Genomic DNA, 16,890 nt, shown 5'->3' with positions numbered 1-16,890 from the left:
ACCTATGGATTACTCCGGATGGGCCGGTTGCGCTATCCAGTAGCGGCGCTTGGCATGCCGTACGTCCTCCAGAACGCCACCGTTGCGCTCGATGCTGCGCGCCGACGCGACGTTGTCGTCGTCGCAGGTGAGGAGGAGGCGGTCGAGGCCGAGCGCGCGGGCCTCGGGAAGAACCGCCCCGAGAGCCCAGGTGGCCAGGCCGCGCCGCCGGGCGGACGGCCGGATGCTGTAGCCGACGTGGCCGCCGATGTCGAGCAGGAGCGCGTTCAGGTAGTGCCGGAGATCGATGGCGCCCAGGTAGGTGTCGTCCTCGACGATCCACCAGTGGGTGGCCTGGACCCGCCCGTCGCCGACCGCCACCGACCGGTCCGACTGCCTTCGCAGCAGATCGACCCACTCGGCGAACGCTTCGGGTTTGTCGAGGCCGCCGTTGGGCGCCAGGCGCAGACCCGTCCCGTCCTGGTGGGCCCCCGGTGGCCACTCGTCTCGCGCCTCGAGCCAGGAAGCCTGCAACCGGCTGGTGGGAATGATCAGTTCTGGCATGCGGGGGACGCTAACAAATCCTGATCGGATGCTGGTGCCCGTTTGGTCCGGCGCTTCAGCAGCGCGGTGAGGCCCAGCCCGAGCACGATGCCGAACGCGACCCCCACCAGCGGCGAGTGCCCGAACGTCGCGCCACCGAGCCGGCCGAGCCCGATCGCGTACGCCGCCCAGGCCACCCCGGCGAGCCAACTGAAGAGTCGGAACCGCCGCATCGGCAGAGCCACCGAGCCGGCGGTCAGGGCGGTCGCCGTGCGCCCGTACGGCAGAAACCGGCCGACCAGGATCGCGGCGCCGCCGTGTCGGAGGAGGGCTTGTTCGGCTCGGGCTTTGGCTGACGCCAGCTTCCCGGCGCGGAAACGCCCGGCCGCCTTACGCCCCAGCAGATAGGCAACCCGGTCCCCGGCCATGCCACCGGCCACTACGGCCACCACGAGGGCGGCGAGGTTGGGGCGGCCGGTCGCGCTCAGCGACCCAAGCCCGATCACCAGAACCTCCGACGGCACGATCGGCACAAACCCGTCGACGGCCACCGCGGCAAAGACGATCAGATAGAGCAGGGCGAGGAGACGAGGGGCATGAGGTGCAAAAACATGCTTCCGACCGTACGGATGTTCCGGTCCCCGAACGATGGTGCTGGCCAGCCGGTTCGAGGTGGTGCTATCACCACCCGCCTTCCACAGGCTGCGGTTCGAGTCTCGCCCGGCCCACCAGGTTTGGCATTGCGCGAACCGGATCCGGTTCGTTGCCGTCGCCGGTGGACGTAGTGGGTGTCGCCGCGTCCACCGCGACGGCCTCGTCGCGGGGCAGCCGGAACACCGGGATGATCTCGTCGCCGATGATGCGGATCTCGGCGATCAGCTCTTCGATGATGGCCTTGCGCTCGGCTGACTCGCCGTTGGTGATCACGTATTCGAGGCGGGCTCGGGTCTTCGCGAGGGTGCTGGGCGACGGTGCGACGGGTTCGTCGCTGATCAGGTCGGTGATCTCGTCGCGGCGGACTTTGAGGGCTTCGATCTCGGTGCGGAGTTCGCGCAGTCGCGGGCCGGTGTCTTCCTCGTCCATGGTGCCGTTCTCGAACGCGGTCCGGTATTTGTCGCGTGCTGTGGTCTTGGCGGTGATGGCGGTTTCGATGGCGTCGAGTTCGGCGTGCCGGTCGGCGTTGGTGTCGCGGTGGTGGGCTCGAGCCTGGTTGATTGCGTTGGCGATGAGGGTGTCGGCGTCGCGGTAGAAGTCGTGCAGGGCTTGGAGGACGGCTTCGTCCATGGCGGGGGCGTCCAGGCGGGGACTGGTGCAGCCGTGGGCGCCGTATCGGCTGCGGGAGTAGCAGGTGTAGTAGTGGTAGCTGCGGGTGCGGCCTTTGGCTGAGGTGCCGATGTACTTGTTCTTGCAGCGTGGACAGGTGATCAGGCCGGTGAGGTGGTAGTCGGATCCGTTCATGGCTCGCTGGTTGTGGGCGTCGGAGCGGGAGTCGGCGATCACGCGGATGTGGTCCCAGGTGGGGCGGTCGATGAGCGCGGGGTGGGCGTCGGGGACGTGGGTGTCGCCGTAGACGATGTCGCCGGTGTAGGCAGGGTTCTCCAGGAGGCGGCCGATCGTCATGCCGGACCATTTCTTGCCGGTGCGGTTGGTGATGCCGCGCCGGTTGAGTTCGTCGGCTATGGCGCGGGTGCCGAGGCGTTTCTTCACGTACATGCGGACGATTTCCCGGAGGATCGCCGCTTCGTGTTCGTGTGGTGTGAGTTTCTGGGTTGTTCGGTCGATGAGGTAGCCGTAGGGGCGGTTGCCGCCGGGCCATTTTCCTTTGGCGGCTTTGGCGTTCATTCCGTTGATGACGCGGTCGATGATGGTTTCTCGTTCGAATTCGGCGAAGACGCCGAGGAGTTGGACGAGCATGCGGCCGATGGAGGTGGAGGTGTCGAACGGTTCGGTGGCGGAGGTGAACGCGACTCCGGCGTCTTCGAGTTGACCGAGTAGGTCCAGCAGGTCGGACAGGCGGCGGGAGAACCGGTCGACACGGTAGACGAGCAGCACGTCGTATCGGCCGGCTGCGGCGGCGCGCAGGGCGCGTTGCAGGCCGGGGCGTTCGGTCGTGGCTCCGGACGCGTCGTCGGTGAAGGGTTCTCCGGCGATGATCCATCCGGGCTGGGAGTTGACGTACGAGGTGAGCGCGGCGAGCTGGGCGTCGATGGAGAACGGCTGGTGCTCGTCGTCGGTGGAGCGACGTAGGTAGAGAGCTACGCGGCGCGTGCCGGTGGGGGTGTCGCCGAAGCCGGTGCGTGTGCGGCGGCGTCGGGAGCGGGCGGTGGTGGCTGCCACGGGCATTTCCTTCCGAGGGGTGGTCGGTGGGGTGGCGCTTGTCGCGCCACCCCACCTGGTCGTGCGTCATGCGGTGTCTGGGTCGTCGTCGGGGTGTTCGCGTTCGTAGCGGGCGATGAGGACGGCGAGAGCTTCCACTGCTCTGGCGTATTGGGCGGCGGCCATGGGGACCGTTTCGATGTGGTGGATTCGGATGTCGGTTATGGCGGCCTGTTTTCGGCCCGATGTGGTCCGTGGTTTTCTGGCTTTTCTGGATCCCGGACCGGTTTCGGCAGGCGTATTTCGATGATACCCGATTTCTGTTGCTGAATGGTCGGGGTCGCGCGGCATATGCCTCCATAGGAGATACGCAAGATTGAGTGCGTTGCGTGACGAATCATGTGCTCGGATTCCTTTCTTCAATGCGGTTTCTGGAATTGCATCTTGGTCGGCACAAAGGTTTCTTGGCGCGAGCCGTGGCCGGCACCCCGACGGGTGCCGGCCACGGTGAGAGCGTGCGAGTGCTACTTGTGTTGTGGTGCCGTCTGGTCGTCGGTGACGAAGACGTCGAGCAGTGCGACGGCGTGGCGTAGCCGGGATTGGGCGTCGCGGTTGCTGGTGGAGTACTGCAGGTCGGCGTGCAGTTGGTCGACGACGCCGATGACCGGGGCGGTACGGATGGCGGCTTGTCGCGTGCCGCGTAGCCAGGTGGTGGCCAGTTGCCGGGAGGCGGCCGCCGCGGCGAGGTTCTCCTCGGAGGCCGCGTAGTTGCGGCGGCCGGTGTCCGGGTGGTGTCGATTGGTCGGTCCGGGCGGTTCCGTGGTGAAGATGCGTAGCCACCGGACGGCACGGTGTAGGGCGTGGTGGGCTTGCTGGTCGCTGACGTGGTCGTCGCGCAGGATGTCGAGCAGTTCGGCGACCATGGCGATCACCGGGGCGGTCTGGACCGCCTTGCCCGGATGCGCCAGCAGGGTCGCGGTGAACCACTGCACGTCGTCAGGGTGGCGGATCGGTTCCGGTTCGCCGAGTAGCTCGGCAAGTGTCCGTGTCGCTTGCACATCGTCTCCGTGGTCGTCGGTCCGGAGCGGCAGCACGCCGGTCCTTCCGGGTTGCTGCTCGCCGGTGTCGTGGTGGTTGCTGGTCTTGGTTGGTTCGGCTTCGTGGGCGTTCATCAGGTGTGCTCCGTGGTGTCGTCTTCGTAAGGGAGTTCGGCCAGGCGTAGCCGGGGACCGTGGTGGCCGTGCATCCACCACACGTTCTCGGCGGGCGACTGTCCGGTGGCGGTGGCGTGGTCGCCGGCGGCGGTGGCCACCAGGTCGGGGACGTCGGTGTCGGTCAGGAGTTGGTGGAGGTTGAGTTCGCGGCGGGTCGAGGGCAGCCAGAACAGCACCGGCCACTGCCAGCGGGTCATGTCCGCGAGCCGTACGTAGTTGATGATCTTGTTGGCGAGGATGGTCAGGCTTTCGGTGCCGAGATCCATCTCGAGCAGGAACGGCACCTGCCGATCGTGTTCGGCCCAGACACCGTGGGCGTCCGGGCGGGGCAGGTTGGTGAGCAGCATCAGGCTGGGGTCGTCGCCGGTGCGGAAGAAGGCTCCTCTCTCTTGCAGGGCGGAGGCGGACCGCCACTGGATGAGGCGGTTGCCGGGGTGGGTGCGTTCGTGGCCGGCCAGGTCGACGAAGAACTGGTTGGTGGCCAGCAGGTGCGGCAGGTTCGCCCGGGAGGTCAGGTGCTGGCGGCGCTGCCTCGCCTGGTCGCGGCGGGGCGGGGGGTCGCGGCGTTGGGCAGCGACGATCTCGGTGCCGAGTTGGTCGAGCAGGTAGTGGTACGGATACGAGCCGCCATCCCAGCGTTGCGGCCGGAACCGGGCCACCACGCCCAACGCGAGGAGCTTGAGCAGCCGCCGCTGACAGAACGTCAGCGACCCGAACAGGGCGGTGTTGATCTGGTCGGTGGTCAGGACGCCGTGGTCGTAGAGCCAGCCGAGCAGCCGCAGATCACGGCCGGTGAGAGCGGATTGCGCCCGTAGCAGGCGCTGTTCAGGGCTGGTAGGGATAGGCATCACCCCCAGGGGAGACCCCAGACGAGGGTCTGTCGCAGCACACGACGACCGCCGCCGGATAGCGGCTGACCTGCACTGACAGGCGGACGATGGGGTCGGTGTGGGGGTCGATGTCAAGACCGACCCCCACACCGCCACCCGGATGCACCCCGGCACCGACACCCCGACCACACCCAACCGGTCGGTCTGCCCCGAAAGCCGTGTTGCTTCCGTTCCGAGGAAGGGATGCGTCGGCTGGTTGACCTGGTGGTGGTGTGGTCGGCGGTCCGGGCCTGCCGTCAGTGTTGGGTGCCAGTTGGGTGCGCGGCGAGGCGAGCAGCAGCGGTGACGGAGCCGTGGTCGCCGGCGTGACAGGTTTTGACAGATCGACCGCGGGCGCTGGGTCTGGACTTCGGCAGGAGCACGGAGGTAACTTCCGCGGCCCTGCTAACGGGCGGTTCATGGACACTCCTTCTCGTTGATAGGACGGCAGACGGCTCGCCACAGCACCGCCGACGCCCGTCATCACGACGGCGAGCCGGTGACGGCGGTAGCAGGCAGGTCGGCTTTCCCCGTGGTCGGGTGTGTGTCGCCGTCTCCGGTTGGTGCTTCGGGGCGGGTGGGTTGGTCGCGGATGAGCTTGACCAGTGCGGACGCTCGCGCGTTGGACATCGCGTGGCCCTGCCTGCGGAGCACTTCGGCCAGGGCTTCGCGTGACAGTGGCCGACCCTCGCGGGTCAGGTCGTCCGCGGCCTTGCGAGCGACGGGGAGTAGGTCGCGGATCTCGTCGTCGACCGTCGCGGGTGGCGGACCGTCGTCCGCGACGGTTGGTGGCTGTTGCGGACGTCCGGGACCGTCCGGGACGGCCGCCGAGGCCGGGACCGTGGCGGCCGGGCCTGGTCCGGCTCGGCCGAGTGCGATCTTCACCATGGCCAGGAACCCGACCGCGGGCAGTGCCGCTGCGAGCCAGCCGATGACCGACGGCTCGGCCTCCACGACCTGCGCGCCCAGCGACAGCACCACAGCGACGGTCAGCACCACGGCCGGGAACCACAGGTGGGCACGGAGGCGTTTGCGGCGCCGGAGTTCCAGGCCGCCGGCCACGGACATCAGCTCCAGCACTATCGCATCAGCCCAGGCCAGCCAGCCGGGCTGGCCGTGCGCTTGAGCGACGTCGTGCACGTGCGTGAACGAGGCCGCCGCCGCGGCCGCCCCGATCGCCAGCATGATGACGACCTGGACGACACCCTCGACACGGACGGCACGGTCCGCCCGCGCCGGGAATGGTGGACGAGGTTCGCTCACCGGCGGCCCCGCACCGGTGATGCCCGGTCGTGCCGGGCGGTGGGAAGGATCCGGTTCGCGGTGACAGACCGTGACAGATCGCGAACGGGCTCGGATCGGCGCTGGTGACAGAACCGGCGCGTATCCTGCTCTCCCCAAACAGCGTGACAGTGATCGATAATCATGGCTTCACTCTCCACAGAAGACGACGAGCCTGCCCCGCGGCAGCGGAGCAGGGGATGAAACGAGGCAGCCGCCGCAGCCCGAGGGCGGCGACGGCGGCACGCAAGCAAGAGAGCGCGGGCTTGCTACAGGAGAAAGGGGCGACTCGACGCCGTTCTGGACACCAGACCCGCAAGATTTTTTCCAGCGATCACACCGGCGACGGGGGTTGGTGGTGCAGCCGAACCGATCAACACCACTCTCACGCGGCGCTGAGCTGGGCCTACGCGATCTGACTCCGCTCGTGCTGCCGGGCAACCGGGATGGCATCGAGGCTCGGCACGGGCCGCTGTTCGACTGGTTCGAGGACCGCTTCGCGATGCTCAACTGGACCGTCCCAGCCGATCACCTCGGGCCCGGCCTGCCGCCCAAGGACATGCGGCCCCGCACGCTCCTGCGGTTCCTGCTCGAAGACGCCGACTACCCCCAGCGCGACCAGATCTGGGCCGCCGTCATCACTGGCGGCCGCCGGCACGCCACCGCCGAGCCGTACCGGCTCCTTGCGATCAGCCTCGCCGCCCGCGGCCTGCGCCGCTCCCGCAAACGCGTCACCCTTGCATACCACGACGACACCGCCGACATCGACCACGACCTGCTCTACGGCTTCCTGAAACGGATGACGACCATCGACATCCGTACGACGAACCTCGGCATGAAGCTGATCGAGAGCGGCGTCACCCACGCCAAGAGCCAACAACCCCGGCCATCCAAACGAGCCCGAACCTTCCGAACGCGCCCGTCACCCGCAGCCATAGCCGAACCTGTGGCCAGCGGTGCGCCTGATCAGGACCTCAACGTCCTCTTCCACGAGTTTCTGTCCGCGCTCGCCGATGCCGGAAGTCCGCTGGCCGAACGAGACGTCAAGCTGCTCACTATCACCGGCTTCGACCACGTCAGCATGCAGGACGCCGCCGACCAACTCGGCATGAGCCTGGACACCGCCTACAAGCAACGCCAGCGCGCCAAAGCCCGCTTCCTGAAGTACGTCGCCGCCCGCGACGAGGATTCCGACGAGAAACCGGCCGGTGGAGTGCGTAGGAAGTCGGCTACTGGTCGCGGTGCCACGGCATCCGCGGAGGCGGCGGCACCACCGACTCGTCGAACGGCTCCGAACCCTGCCCTACCGCGATCAACTCACCGATCAGGGCCGACAGTTCCTGCTGCCAGCTCGGATCACGATCGATCCGCAACACCCCACGGATCCGATTCGACACCACCAGCACCGGACCACCCGAACGACCCGCGAGACTGAAATCCGGGCCGTGCACCAGTACCACCACCCCGGCGACACCGGACTGGACCGTCACCTCCGGCGGAAACGGCTGGGACCGCGCGATGTCCCACAGCACCACCACGAGATCCGCCAAGGCGACCTCGTCCTCCATGAACACCACGTACGACGACGCTGCACCGCGCGACCGAGCCGGCCACACTGAGGCCGGGAGATCGCGTAACTCCGACGCCAGCGCTTCCGCGTTTTCCCGGAGCGCGAGGGTCGCACCGGGCGTGCCGCTCTCGCCGCTCCCGGGTTGATCGGATGTTCTCGTCACGGATGCCAGCCTGCCAGCATCTCCCAGCCGTCGATAGCCGCACTTCATCGATGATCGGATTCGTTCGACGCCGGGTCGCGAGCCGGAGCCCGAACCCGGCTGACGGCCGCGCCGGTCAGTCACCACAGGTCAGGCCGCGAAGCTGGCAAGGATCGTCGCGCGAAGATCTTCGCAGGATCGTCGTCGGCGGATGCCGCACACCAGAGCGTGACGCTGAGTCTGTTCGCGTTCGTCCAGCTTGAGCGTGATGTGGGAGCGGAGAAACGCCTCCCCCTCAGTGCCGGGTCCGGGCAGCATTGCCCCGTAGGCATTCACGATCGACTTGCTCTCCCGTGCGCGGCCGCAGCGGACGTGCACCGCGAGGGCCTCGGCCAGGTATAGGTAGGTCAGGTCCGGCGCGTCGTCGTGGTGCAGCGACCACTGAAACAGGGCTGCTATCGCCTCGCGTCCCGCTGCCTCGCACAGTCCGTAGGACTGGAGCATGTTCGCCACTGCGAATCGGGTGGTCACCTCCCTACCTGCGGAGGAATCGCCGCCAGCGGGTCCTGTCTCGATAGTGATGAGATCGTCGGGCGCGGTGGGTGTCCTTCGTCGTCGCGCGAACTCGATGACCAGGCTGGTCGCGTCCTGTGTCCTCGGAGCGGTCGCACCGTTCAGGTTAAGAGCGGCCCGATGCAGGTAGGCAGCCCAGCCCGCCGGGGCGGATTCGGTGGCGGCGTCGATCGACAGCCTCACGAACAACTCGGCCATGTCCCGAATCTCGGGGTCGACGGCGGTCAGGTAGGGGTTTCGTCGCTCCAGGAATCCTCGTAACAGGGCGATCGCTGCGGGTACGTCGACGGCGCTGACACGACGAGCGCGGTCCAGGTGCGCAGTGGCGTTGCTCATTTCCGCCCCGCCGTGAACAGGTCGGGCGCAGTGACGCAGTGCGCGTTGATCAGCTCGGGGTTGCTGGCACCGGGTCGGCGCGTGGGCAGGCGCAGACTCCGCGAGAAGATCGCAACGGCGCTCTCCCTCCTCCAGCACGGGCCCAGCGAGCCACAAGCCAGGCATCGACCTGTGGCACTGGAGGTGACATGCGTGTCGAGGATCCCTTGCGCCTCGTTCAGTTGCCTCTCGGCCGAAGTCGCATAGTAGGTGTTTCCATCCATTTCCCGCCTCCCGTTCGGTGAGTAAGCGGTCGTCCTGACGCGTGCCGCGCTGGACGAGAGCCTAAGTTGGACTCCTAATTTTGCTGTGGGTGACGCTACCGCCGGGCACGAAAATTAGGAACCCAAGTCGCACTATCGAATGCGGAAGGGGATGATGGCTGCGGTAGCTGGGCCGTTCACCTCTCGGCTTAATGGAAGGAGCAGTCGTCTTGGTCAACCCGACCATCCAGCGACGTCGCCTCGGCATCGCGCTCAAACGCGCTCGCGAGCAGGCCGGCATGACGCAGGACGAGGCAGCCGCGGCCATCGAGTCCGCGGCCAGCAAGATCAGTCGCATCGAACTCGGTCAGAGCGGCGTGCGACCGACGGACCTCACCCTGCTGATCAACGCCTACGGAGTGCCGGACTCCGTCGCCGCATCGATGCGTGAGCTGGCGAAAGCCGGACGGCAACGCGGCCGGTGGAGCAGCTACCGCGAGCAGCTGCCCGCCTGGTTCCGCACCTTCGTCGACCTGGAAGGCGACGCGTCGGAGATCCGCTCCTACCAGGCCGAGATCATCCCGGGCACGCTGCAGACCGAGGCGTACATCCGAGCCATCCTGACCAGTCCGGGCATTCCTGACGAAGAGGCGCTCGACCAGCAGGTGAAGATCAGACTGGCACGACAGTCGATCATCGACGAGAACACCGAACTCGCCTACGTCCTGAGCGAGTCCGCGATCCGGCGCATGGTCGGCGGCCCGGGCACGATGCGCGACCAGCTCGCCCACCTGGTCGCGCTGAGCCACCGGCCCAACGTGACCATCCAGGTCCTGCCCTTCGCCGCGCAGACCTACGCCGTCTCCTCGTTCAGCTTCGTCATCCTGCGCTTCGACCAGGACTCGGCATCGGACGTGATCTACACCGAGACCTTCACGGACGCCGACTACCTCGACCGGCCCGATCTGGTCCGGGCCTACACTAAATTGTGGGATGACCTGCGAGCTGCGGCCCTCGGGCCCGTAGAGTCGCGGCTCCTCATCGAGCAGCTTGGCGATCCATCCTGAAAGAGTTGGCCATGAGCACCGCAGACCTCAGCCGCGCAGTCTGGCACAAGAGCACCCGATCCGACGGCAACGGCGGCAACTGCGTCGAGGTCGCCCGCAACCTTCCCGACATCGTCGCCGTCCGCGACTCCAAAGACCGCAGCGGCCCGGCGCTGATCTTCACTCCCGACGAATGGACCGCGTTCCTCGCCGGAGTCAAGATCGGCGAGTTCGACTTGACGACATAGCAGCCCAGGTATGCCGGAGCCTGGCGAAATCGGTCGCGCAGGTCTTCAGGAGCAGCGGCTTCCGGGAATGATGTTCCCGCACAAGCAGGCGAGCCGGCGGTGGCTGCGGTCAGTGGCTGCCCGATTCGGCCCTCGACAGGCGGGTCTGCGCCAGGCGTCGCGACCCCGAGGCGCCGGTGGCGGTGGCCAGGAGAATCCGGTGGCGCATCATCGTCCGGTTCGCTCCGAGTGGCGAGCCACCTCAGCCAGAATCGGTTGGCTATCCTCTGTGGACTCAGGTTCGGCTGGGCGTGGGATGTCGTCGATGCGGCGGAGGATGCGGCGTGGAGATCGAGATGGACCGACTCGATTGGGATGACGTCAAGGCGGTGGTCGAACCGGTCATCCAGATCTGGGTCTCCGGATCGGAGCTGACCTGGGCCGCCTACGCGTGGGGCATCCTCGAGCAGCACGGGTTGACCGGCTACACCTCCGAGGTCGAGCGGACCCGGTGCATGCTGCGGGCAGTTGCTCTCGGCGCGTTGTATCTGGACTTCGCTGCCTTTGCCTTCGACGAGGGGTCATCCGGCGAATGGCGATACCGGGTCAACGGCGATCTGATCGGGCCGCCCCCGCTCATCGACGCCTTCACGCTAGGGCAGCTCGTCGAGCGCGACGGCATCGAGATCGACGACAGCCAGTATGCCGACGAAGATCTGACGATCGAGGCGCTGCGTGATCTGGTCGGCGCGGAGTGCTCTGAAGTCACACGCGTATTGCGGCAACACTGCGATGATGCCGGCCTGTTCGCTGATCTCTTCTTGTCGAGCAAGGAAGACGTCCGGTATCCGCTCTCGGATGATCTAGTCGCTGGGACGGTCAACCACGATGTCACGGGCGACAAGATGAAGGCTTGGGAGTGGCTCACGACGAGGTGACCACCGCCCCGGCGCCGCCGTCTCGTCGCCCCGCGTTGCACGGACCGTGCGTCGTCCTCATGTCCTCGGCGGTATGGCCGTAGGATTCCGGCACGGTCGGCACGGAGTTGGACACGCAGTGTGCCGCGGTGGTGACATGGGAAGGCTGAGCGCAGAACGATGACGGACGACAACGGCGTAGACACGCTTTTCGACCTCGAGGACGACGCGGCCGACGAGGCGGAGACCGGCGCCGCAGCCGACGACGATGCGCTGGCCGAAGACGAGATCATCGATTACATCACCGACCGTCGGATTAAGGAGCGAGGCAACGAGGGGGTCCGGCAGCGGATCGCTCGTGCGCTGTTTCTGGAGTATGGCGTCTCCGTCGACGACATGGAGCGTGACTTCCCCATCCCGGTGTCGATCGACGGCCGCCGCCGGAGCACGAAGAAGGCGGACATTGTCGTGTTCGCGCCCGGGAGCGAGCACACGCTGGCCAATCTGCAGCGAGTCGTGGTGTGCAAGCCGGAGCCCAAGAGTGGCCGGGCGGTCACGAAGATCCGAACCTTCGAACAGGCTGGAAAAGACCTCGACGACCTCAAGGACCTGCTCGGTCAGGCGCAGACGCCGAACGCCCAGTACGGGATGTGGACCAACGGGATCGACTTCTTCTTCCTGCACCGGGAGACCAGCACCTTCGGCGTCGAGTTCGACGACCGGGCCGACTGGCCGGTCAGCCACGAAAGCCTCAGCGGCACGCTGGGTTCAGCCGCGCGGCTGCGGCGCGGCGAGGCCGCGATGCTCAAGACGGCGTTCCGGCGCTGCCACAACTACGTGCACGGCAACGAGGGCCTGCCCAAGGACGCCGCCTTCTGGCAGTTCCTGTATGTCATCTTCGCCAAGGTGTACGACGAGCGGCAGAGCAGACGGTTGGGTGTGCCGCGGCGCTTCTACGCACAGGCCAAGGAGCCGTTCGACAAGGAGGGGCGCGAGGAGATCGCCAAGCGGATAAAGGAGCTCTTCACTGAGGTGAAGAAGCTGTACCCGCTCTTCACCGAGCGCGACCAGATCACGATGTCGGACCGGGCACTGGCCTTCATCGTCGGTGAGCTCGCATCCTACGACCTGGCCGGCACGGACATCGACGCCAAGGGAATCGCCTACCAGGAACTCGTCGGTACTAACCTTCGCGGCGACCGCGGGCAATACTTCACCCCGCAGGGCGCGGTCGACCTGATGGTGGAGATCCTCGACCCGCGGGAGGACGACGTTGTCCTCGACCCCGCCTGCGGCACCGGCGGCTTCCTCCGGGCGACGCTGCGGCACCTGCTCAAGAAGTGGCAGGCCGAGGAGGGCACCACCGGGCTGCCGGACACCGAGGAACAGCTCGAGACGCACCAGGAACGGCTCGCGGCGTACGTCCAGGATCACCTGTTCGGGGCCGACTTCGACCCGTTCCTGGTCCGTGCCACGAGCATGAGCATCATGCTGCTCACCGGTGTGACGGGCAACGTGTTCCACATGGACTCGCTGGCCTTCCCCGGGGGGCACCTGCCCGATGTGCCCGAGGCCCGACGTCGGCTTCCGCTGGGCCAGGTCGACATCCTGATGACGAACCCACCGTTCGGCACGGATATCAAGATCGAAGATCAGGAGATCCTTGAGCACTACCGCGACGGCGTGGCGCAGCCGTGGTCGCGTAACAAGGAGACCGGCGTGGTCGAGGCCACTCCCGGAAGCCGGGTCTCCGCGATGTCGCCGGAGCAGTTGTTCATCCAGCGCGCCGTGGAATGGGTCAAGCCGGGCGGCAAGCTCGGCGTCGTGTTGCCCAACGGGATCCTGTCCAATCCAGGACCGTCCGACGAGGGGATCCGCCGCTGGATCCTGGACAACTGCTGGGTGCTTGCCAGCGTGGAACTGCCGGTCGAGACGTTCGTGCACGAGGCCAACGTCAACATCCTGACGTCGCTGTTGTTCCTCAAGCGCAAGACCCGCGAGGAACGGATGGCCGCCGACCTAGGTCAGCAGGTGGACTACCCGGTCTTCATGGCGGTGGCCGAGAAGGTCGGCTTCGATCGCCGGGGCAACCCGGTGTACAAGCGCCGGCCGGACGGCGAGGTGATCCTCGAGCCCAAGGAATATGTGGAGAACATCCGGCGCAACGGGGTGGCGACCGTCCGGCGGATCACTCGTCGGGAGAAGGCCGTCGACAACGACCTGCCGGTCATCGCCCAGAAGTATCGGGAGTTCCGCGAGGCGCACCCCGAGCCGGGAGCACCACGATGATCACCCGCGTCGAAGCGTATGGATATCGGTGTTTTCCACAGCTGAGCGTGGATTTCGGCCGGTACCACGTGCTGGCCGGGGGCAATGGCGCAGGGAAGACCACCCTGCTGGACATCCCGGTGCTGCTCGGGGACCTGCTCGGGCAGCAGCGGGCGGCCGACGCGTTCCTGCGTCCGCAGCCCGCGCGGCGGGTCCCGCGGGCGCGGACCCTCACCGAGCTGCTGCATCAAGGGCACGGCGAGTCGCTCATGTTCTCGATCGAGGCCCGGCTGCCCGCCGACATCGAAAACCTGATGGCCGGGCGCAGCGCGCCCTCGCTCGCCGAGCACACCCCCACCCACCTTCGGTACGAGGTGCGCCTGGAGGTGTTCAACTACGAGTTGCGCGTCGTGGAGGAATACCTGTTCCTCTTCTCCGAGACGGGGCCGCGGCCACAGCCGGGTGTCCCGTTGCAGGGCAAGTCCTTGACGCAGAAGCGCACCAAGAACGGGCAGGTGATCATCCGGCGGCCCGGTGCCGGCGAACCCACCCGCTTCTGGGTGGAGACCACGACCCGCGGGCCGCGCATACCCGACCTGAAAGTACCGCCCGGTCAGCTGGCACTCGGCGCGGTACTCGCCGACCCCGAACTGTTCCCCGCGGCGCTGTGGCTGGGCCAGCTGCTGCGCGAGGGAGTGGTGTTTTACAACCCTGACTGGGACTCGATGCGGGAGGCGGCACCACCCGGCGACCCGGTGCGGCTGCTGCCGGACGGACGCAACACCCCGTGGCTCGCCCTGAATCTGCAGAAGTCCGATCCGGACCGGTTCCGCTTCTGGGTGGACCACGTGCGCACGGCGCTGCCGCAGGTCGCCGATATCACCGCGATCGAACGCGAAGAGGACCATTACGCCTACTTCGCGGTCAATTACGTGGGCGGATACCGGGTGACCTCCTCCGGGCTGTCCGAGGGGACGCTGCGCATCCTCGCGCTGTCGCTGCTGCCATATCTGCCGACCTCAGCGATACCCCGGCTGCTGGCCACCGAGGAACCGGAGAACGGCATCCACCCGCGGGCCATCGAAACCGTGGTGCAGTCGCTGTCCTCGATCTACGACGGGCAGGTGCTGGTCTCCACCCAGTCGCCCATCGTGCTTGCCAACACCGAGCTGAGCGACGTGCTCGCCGCCCGGATCGGCGCCGACGGCGCCGTCACTGTCATCCCGGGCGACCAACACCCCCAGCTGAGGGAATGGCAGGGCAACATCGACATCGGCACCCTCTTCGCGGCCGGCGTCTTCTCGTAACGACCTTCACCCAGGGGAGTCATGCCAGCAGACAAGCGTGACGTCGTCTTCCTCGTCGCGGACGGCTCGATGGAACAGACGGTCCGCGGATTCTTCGGTAACCCGGCGAGCCACCGCCGGCTCGGTTGTGGGAGCTTCACCGTCGAGCCGACGGACATCGTCGTCGCCTCCCGCCGCGACCCGGAGGTGTACGGCCTCGCCCACCAGCTGCTGCGACCATATGTGGCCACCCATCGGCATGCCGTGGTGATGCTCGACAACGACTGGGAGGGCAGTCCCGGCGTCAAGAACATCCACGACCGGATCAGTAAGAACGTCAGCCTGGAGTGGGACGAGTATGCGGTGGTCGTCCTTGACCCCGAACTGGAGGCCTGGCTCTGGCAGGACAACCCCAACCTCGCGGGCGCCCTCGGCTGCCCTCCGGACTTCCGGCACATCCTCGCTGTCAGCGGGCACTGGCCCGCGGGCCAGGCCAAGCCGGGTAACCCGAAGGCGGCGCTCGAACATCTGCGCCGGCGCCATCGCGCCGACACCTCGAAGGCGGTTTTCCACCGGGTGGCTGGCCGGGTGACCGTCAAGAACTGCATCGATCCCGCATTCCTCCAGCTTCGCGACACGCTGCGTGACTGGTTTCCCGAGGAGACCCTGTGAAAATCGCCGCCCTCGACAACCCGGTACGCGCCAGCTGGCTCGCCAACCAGGGCTTCCGCCTTGACCCGGGACCGTATGTCTCGGAGGCGTATGCGGCGCGGATGCTTCTCCAGCATTACCCCCGGACCCAGTTATTGGGCGAGGTCACCGAACGTATCTTTCACGCCGGACGCTTCCGGCGTCAGTGGACCACCGACCCACAGCACGGCGTTCCTTTCCTTGGGAGCGCGGATATCTTTCAAGCAGACCTTTCCAACCTGCAAATGATCACAAAGAAGTCTGTCGCTGAGAACGCGAAGCTGCCATTGGAGCCTGGTTGGACACTGATTACCTGCTCAGGAATGACTTCTGGGCGTGTCACCTATTCCAGGCTCAGTATGAAAGGCTACGCCTGTAGTCAGGATGTCATGCGGGTGGTTCCTGACACGCAGAAAATCCCTGCGGGCTACCTCTACACCTTCCTTGCAGGATCGTTGGGAGTTTCGATGATCAAAGGTGGTGTCTACGGCACCAGCGTGCGACATCTCGAGCCGAGCCACGTTCTCGATATCCCGGTGCCCAGGATCGGCGAGTTCAAAGAATCGCAGATCGATGCCCTTATCGGCGAGGCGATGAAGCTACGTCAGCGGTTCGAGGATGAGGTCAGCGCCGCCACTCGGGACCTCTTCGAGTCGGCGGGAATCCCCGAGTTGTTGGACCTTCGTTGGCACGACCAGCCCCGCGACATCAACTTCAGCGTCAGCGGGCTGACTCCGATGACGATTCGTGCGCTGAACTTCACGCCTCGTACACGTCAGATCCTCTCGCGGTTGTCAGAAATTCCTCACCGAACTATGGGCGACATCTGTAGAGATGGCCGCCTGGCGCGGGGAAACCGCTTCAAGCGTGTTGAAAGCGATTCCGAAAACGGCGTCCAGCTAGTAGGGCAGCGTCAAGGATTCTGGCTCAGGCCCGAAGGGCGCCGAATCTTGATGTCTGAGGATGAGCAGAGGGCCGTCAAGGCGGTCAACGAGACGGTACTGATCGCGTCGCAAGGCACGCTGGGTGAAGGTGAAGTATTCTGCCGCCCGGTCTTCGCTGCCGGGAGCTGGATTGAAAAATACGTTTTCTCCGAGCATTTCCTGAGGATAGTATCGGGCGATCCAGAATTTTCCGGTGCATACCTTTTCGCCTTCCTGCGCTCGGAGGCGGCGTTCCGAATCCTGCGGTCGCTTGCCACCGGCGGAAAACAGCAGGACATCCACGAGGTGCTTCGCACGGAGATCCCGGTGCCGGAGTGCACACCGAGTGACCGGGAGCGGATCTCGGAGACTGTGCGGGCGGCGTATCGAGATCGAGATGAGGCTGATAAGAAAGAGGATCAGGCTTTCAAGCTCTTGGATGATGCGGTGCGAGAGGCGGCCCGGTAG

17 protein-coding genes are annotated in these 16,890 nt (G+C 66.4%); 7 read left to right on the top strand and 10 right to left on the bottom strand.

What is annotated here, in order from left to right; genetic code table 11:
• Window positions 1-9: 9 nt before the first annotated feature.
• From AB0E90_RS39735 to AB0E90_RS39690, 10 genes are all read right to left on the bottom strand, one after another.
• On the bottom strand, window positions 10-543 hold the full coding sequence (locus AB0E90_RS39735) for a GNAT family N-acetyltransferase (RefSeq protein ID WP_360417384.1): 534 nt from the start codon (window positions 541-543) through the stop codon (window positions 10-12).
• Window positions 531-1,073 (bottom strand): DedA family protein, encoded by a 543-nt coding sequence (locus AB0E90_RS39730; protein WP_360417382.1) that lies wholly within the window; start codon window positions 1,071-1,073, stop codon window positions 531-533. The genes AB0E90_RS39735 and AB0E90_RS39730 overlap by 13 nt, the downstream gene beginning before the upstream one ends.
• 130 nt (window positions 1,074-1,203) lie before the next feature.
• On the bottom strand, window positions 1,204-2,859 hold the full coding sequence (locus AB0E90_RS39725) for a recombinase family protein (protein WP_360417380.1): 1,656 nt from the start codon (window positions 2,857-2,859) through the stop codon (window positions 1,204-1,206).
• A gap of 66 nt (window positions 2,860-2,925) precedes the next feature.
• Window positions 2,926-3,189: a hypothetical protein gene (locus AB0E90_RS39720; protein WP_360417378.1), complete on the bottom strand. Its 264-nt coding sequence runs from the start codon at window positions 3,187-3,189 to the stop codon at window positions 2,926-2,928.
• Between the two features lie 173 nt (window positions 3,190-3,362).
• Window positions 3,363-4,010 carry a hypothetical protein gene (locus AB0E90_RS39715; protein WP_360417376.1) on the bottom strand — a complete coding sequence of 216 codons (648 nt, stop codon included), beginning with the start codon at window positions 4,008-4,010 and terminating at the stop codon, window positions 3,363-3,365.
• Complete coding sequence (locus AB0E90_RS39710; RefSeq protein WP_360417374.1) at window positions 4,010-4,900, bottom strand: replication-relaxation family protein; 891 nt, start codon at window positions 4,898-4,900, stop codon at window positions 4,010-4,012. Before AB0E90_RS39710 ends, AB0E90_RS39715 begins: the two co-directional genes overlap by 1 nt.
• A 504-nt stretch (window positions 4,901-5,404) precedes the next feature.
• Entirely contained in the window at window positions 5,405-6,184 is a 780-nt protein-coding gene (locus AB0E90_RS39705; protein ID WP_360417372.1) for a DUF2637 domain-containing protein, read from the bottom strand.
• Window positions 6,185-6,608: 424 nt separating this feature from the next.
• The gene (locus AB0E90_RS39700; protein WP_360417370.1) at window positions 6,609-7,067 is read right to left on the bottom strand and encodes a hypothetical protein; all 459 of its coding nucleotides are present in this window, start codon (window positions 7,065-7,067) and stop codon (window positions 6,609-6,611) included.
• A 364-nt stretch (window positions 7,068-7,431) separates the two neighbouring features.
• Complete coding sequence (locus AB0E90_RS39695; protein ID WP_360417368.1) at window positions 7,432-7,779, bottom strand: hypothetical protein; 348 nt, start codon at window positions 7,777-7,779, stop codon at window positions 7,432-7,434.
• Between the two features lie 285 nt (window positions 7,780-8,064).
• Window positions 8,065-8,823: a hypothetical protein gene (locus tag AB0E90_RS39690; protein ID WP_360417367.1), complete on the bottom strand. Its 759-nt coding sequence runs from the start codon at window positions 8,821-8,823 to the stop codon at window positions 8,065-8,067.
• Between the two features lie 472 nt (window positions 8,824-9,295).
• Between AB0E90_RS39690 and AB0E90_RS39685 the strand changes: the two genes are divergently transcribed.
• From AB0E90_RS39685 to AB0E90_RS39655, 7 genes are all read left to right on the top strand, one after another.
• The gene (locus tag AB0E90_RS39685; protein ID WP_360417365.1) at window positions 9,296-10,132 is read left to right on the top strand and encodes a helix-turn-helix transcriptional regulator; all 837 of its coding nucleotides are present in this window, start codon (window positions 9,296-9,298) and stop codon (window positions 10,130-10,132) included.
• Between the two features lie 11 nt (window positions 10,133-10,143).
• A complete protein-coding gene (locus AB0E90_RS39680) occupies window positions 10,144-10,359 on the top strand; it encodes a DUF397 domain-containing protein (RefSeq protein ID WP_360417363.1) in 216 nt (71 codons plus the stop codon).
• Between the two features lie 323 nt (window positions 10,360-10,682).
• Window positions 10,683-11,276 carry a hypothetical protein gene (locus AB0E90_RS39675; RefSeq protein WP_360417361.1) on the top strand — a complete coding sequence of 198 codons (594 nt, stop codon included), beginning with the start codon at window positions 10,683-10,685 and terminating at the stop codon, window positions 11,274-11,276.
• Window positions 11,277-11,435: 159 nt separating this feature from the next.
• Window positions 11,436-13,544: an N-6 DNA methylase gene (locus tag AB0E90_RS39670; protein WP_360417359.1), complete on the top strand. Its 2,109-nt coding sequence runs from the start codon at window positions 11,436-11,438 to the stop codon at window positions 13,542-13,544.
• 47 nt (window positions 13,545-13,591) lie between these two features.
• Window positions 13,592-14,830, top strand: a complete 1,239-nt coding sequence (locus tag AB0E90_RS39665) for an ATP-binding protein (RefSeq protein ID WP_360417357.1) — start codon at window positions 13,592-13,594, stop codon at window positions 14,828-14,830.
• Window positions 14,831-14,851: 21 nt separating this feature from the next.
• Window positions 14,852-15,481 (top strand): hypothetical protein, encoded by a 630-nt coding sequence (locus AB0E90_RS39660; RefSeq protein ID WP_360417355.1) that lies wholly within the window; start codon window positions 14,852-14,854, stop codon window positions 15,479-15,481.
• Window positions 15,478-16,890, top strand: coding sequence for a hypothetical protein (locus tag AB0E90_RS39655; protein WP_360417353.1), 1,413 nt, complete (start codon window positions 15,478-15,480; stop codon window positions 16,888-16,890). Before AB0E90_RS39660 ends, AB0E90_RS39655 begins: the two co-directional genes overlap by 4 nt.

Origin of the sequence: Actinoplanes sp. NPDC026619, from assembly GCF_040638295.1 — a bacterium.
GTDB lineage: Bacteria > Actinomycetota > Actinomycetes > Mycobacteriales > Micromonosporaceae > Actinoplanes.
Note: the sequence above shows the minus strand (reverse complement) of the source record. Positions and strands in the feature narration are given on the sequence as shown.

Coding starts and splice junctions, on each gene's coding strand:
- AB0E90_RS39735 (WP_360417384.1), bottom strand. CDS start 543: ATGCCAGAACTGATCATTCCCACCAGCCGGTTGCAGGCTTCCTGGCTC.
- AB0E90_RS39660 (WP_360417355.1), top strand. CDS start 14,852: ATGCCAGCAGACAAGCGTGACGTCGTCTTCCTCGTCGCGGACGGCTCG.
- AB0E90_RS39680 (WP_360417363.1), top strand. CDS start 10,144: ATGAGCACCGCAGACCTCAGCCGCGCAGTCTGGCACAAGAGCACCCGA.
- AB0E90_RS39720 (WP_360417378.1), bottom strand. CDS start 3,189: ATGCCGCGCGACCCCGACCATTCAGCAACAGAAATCGGGTATCATCGA.
- AB0E90_RS39670 (WP_360417359.1), top strand. CDS start 11,436: ATGACGGACGACAACGGCGTAGACACGCTTTTCGACCTCGAGGACGAC.
- AB0E90_RS39690 (WP_360417367.1), bottom strand. CDS start 8,823: ATGAGCAACGCCACTGCGCACCTGGACCGCGCTCGTCGTGTCAGCGCC.
- AB0E90_RS39715 (WP_360417376.1), bottom strand. CDS start 4,010: ATGAACGCCCACGAAGCCGAACCAACCAAGACCAGCAACCACCACGAC.
- AB0E90_RS39710 (WP_360417374.1), bottom strand. CDS start 4,900: ATGCCTATCCCTACCAGCCCTGAACAGCGCCTGCTACGGGCGCAATCC.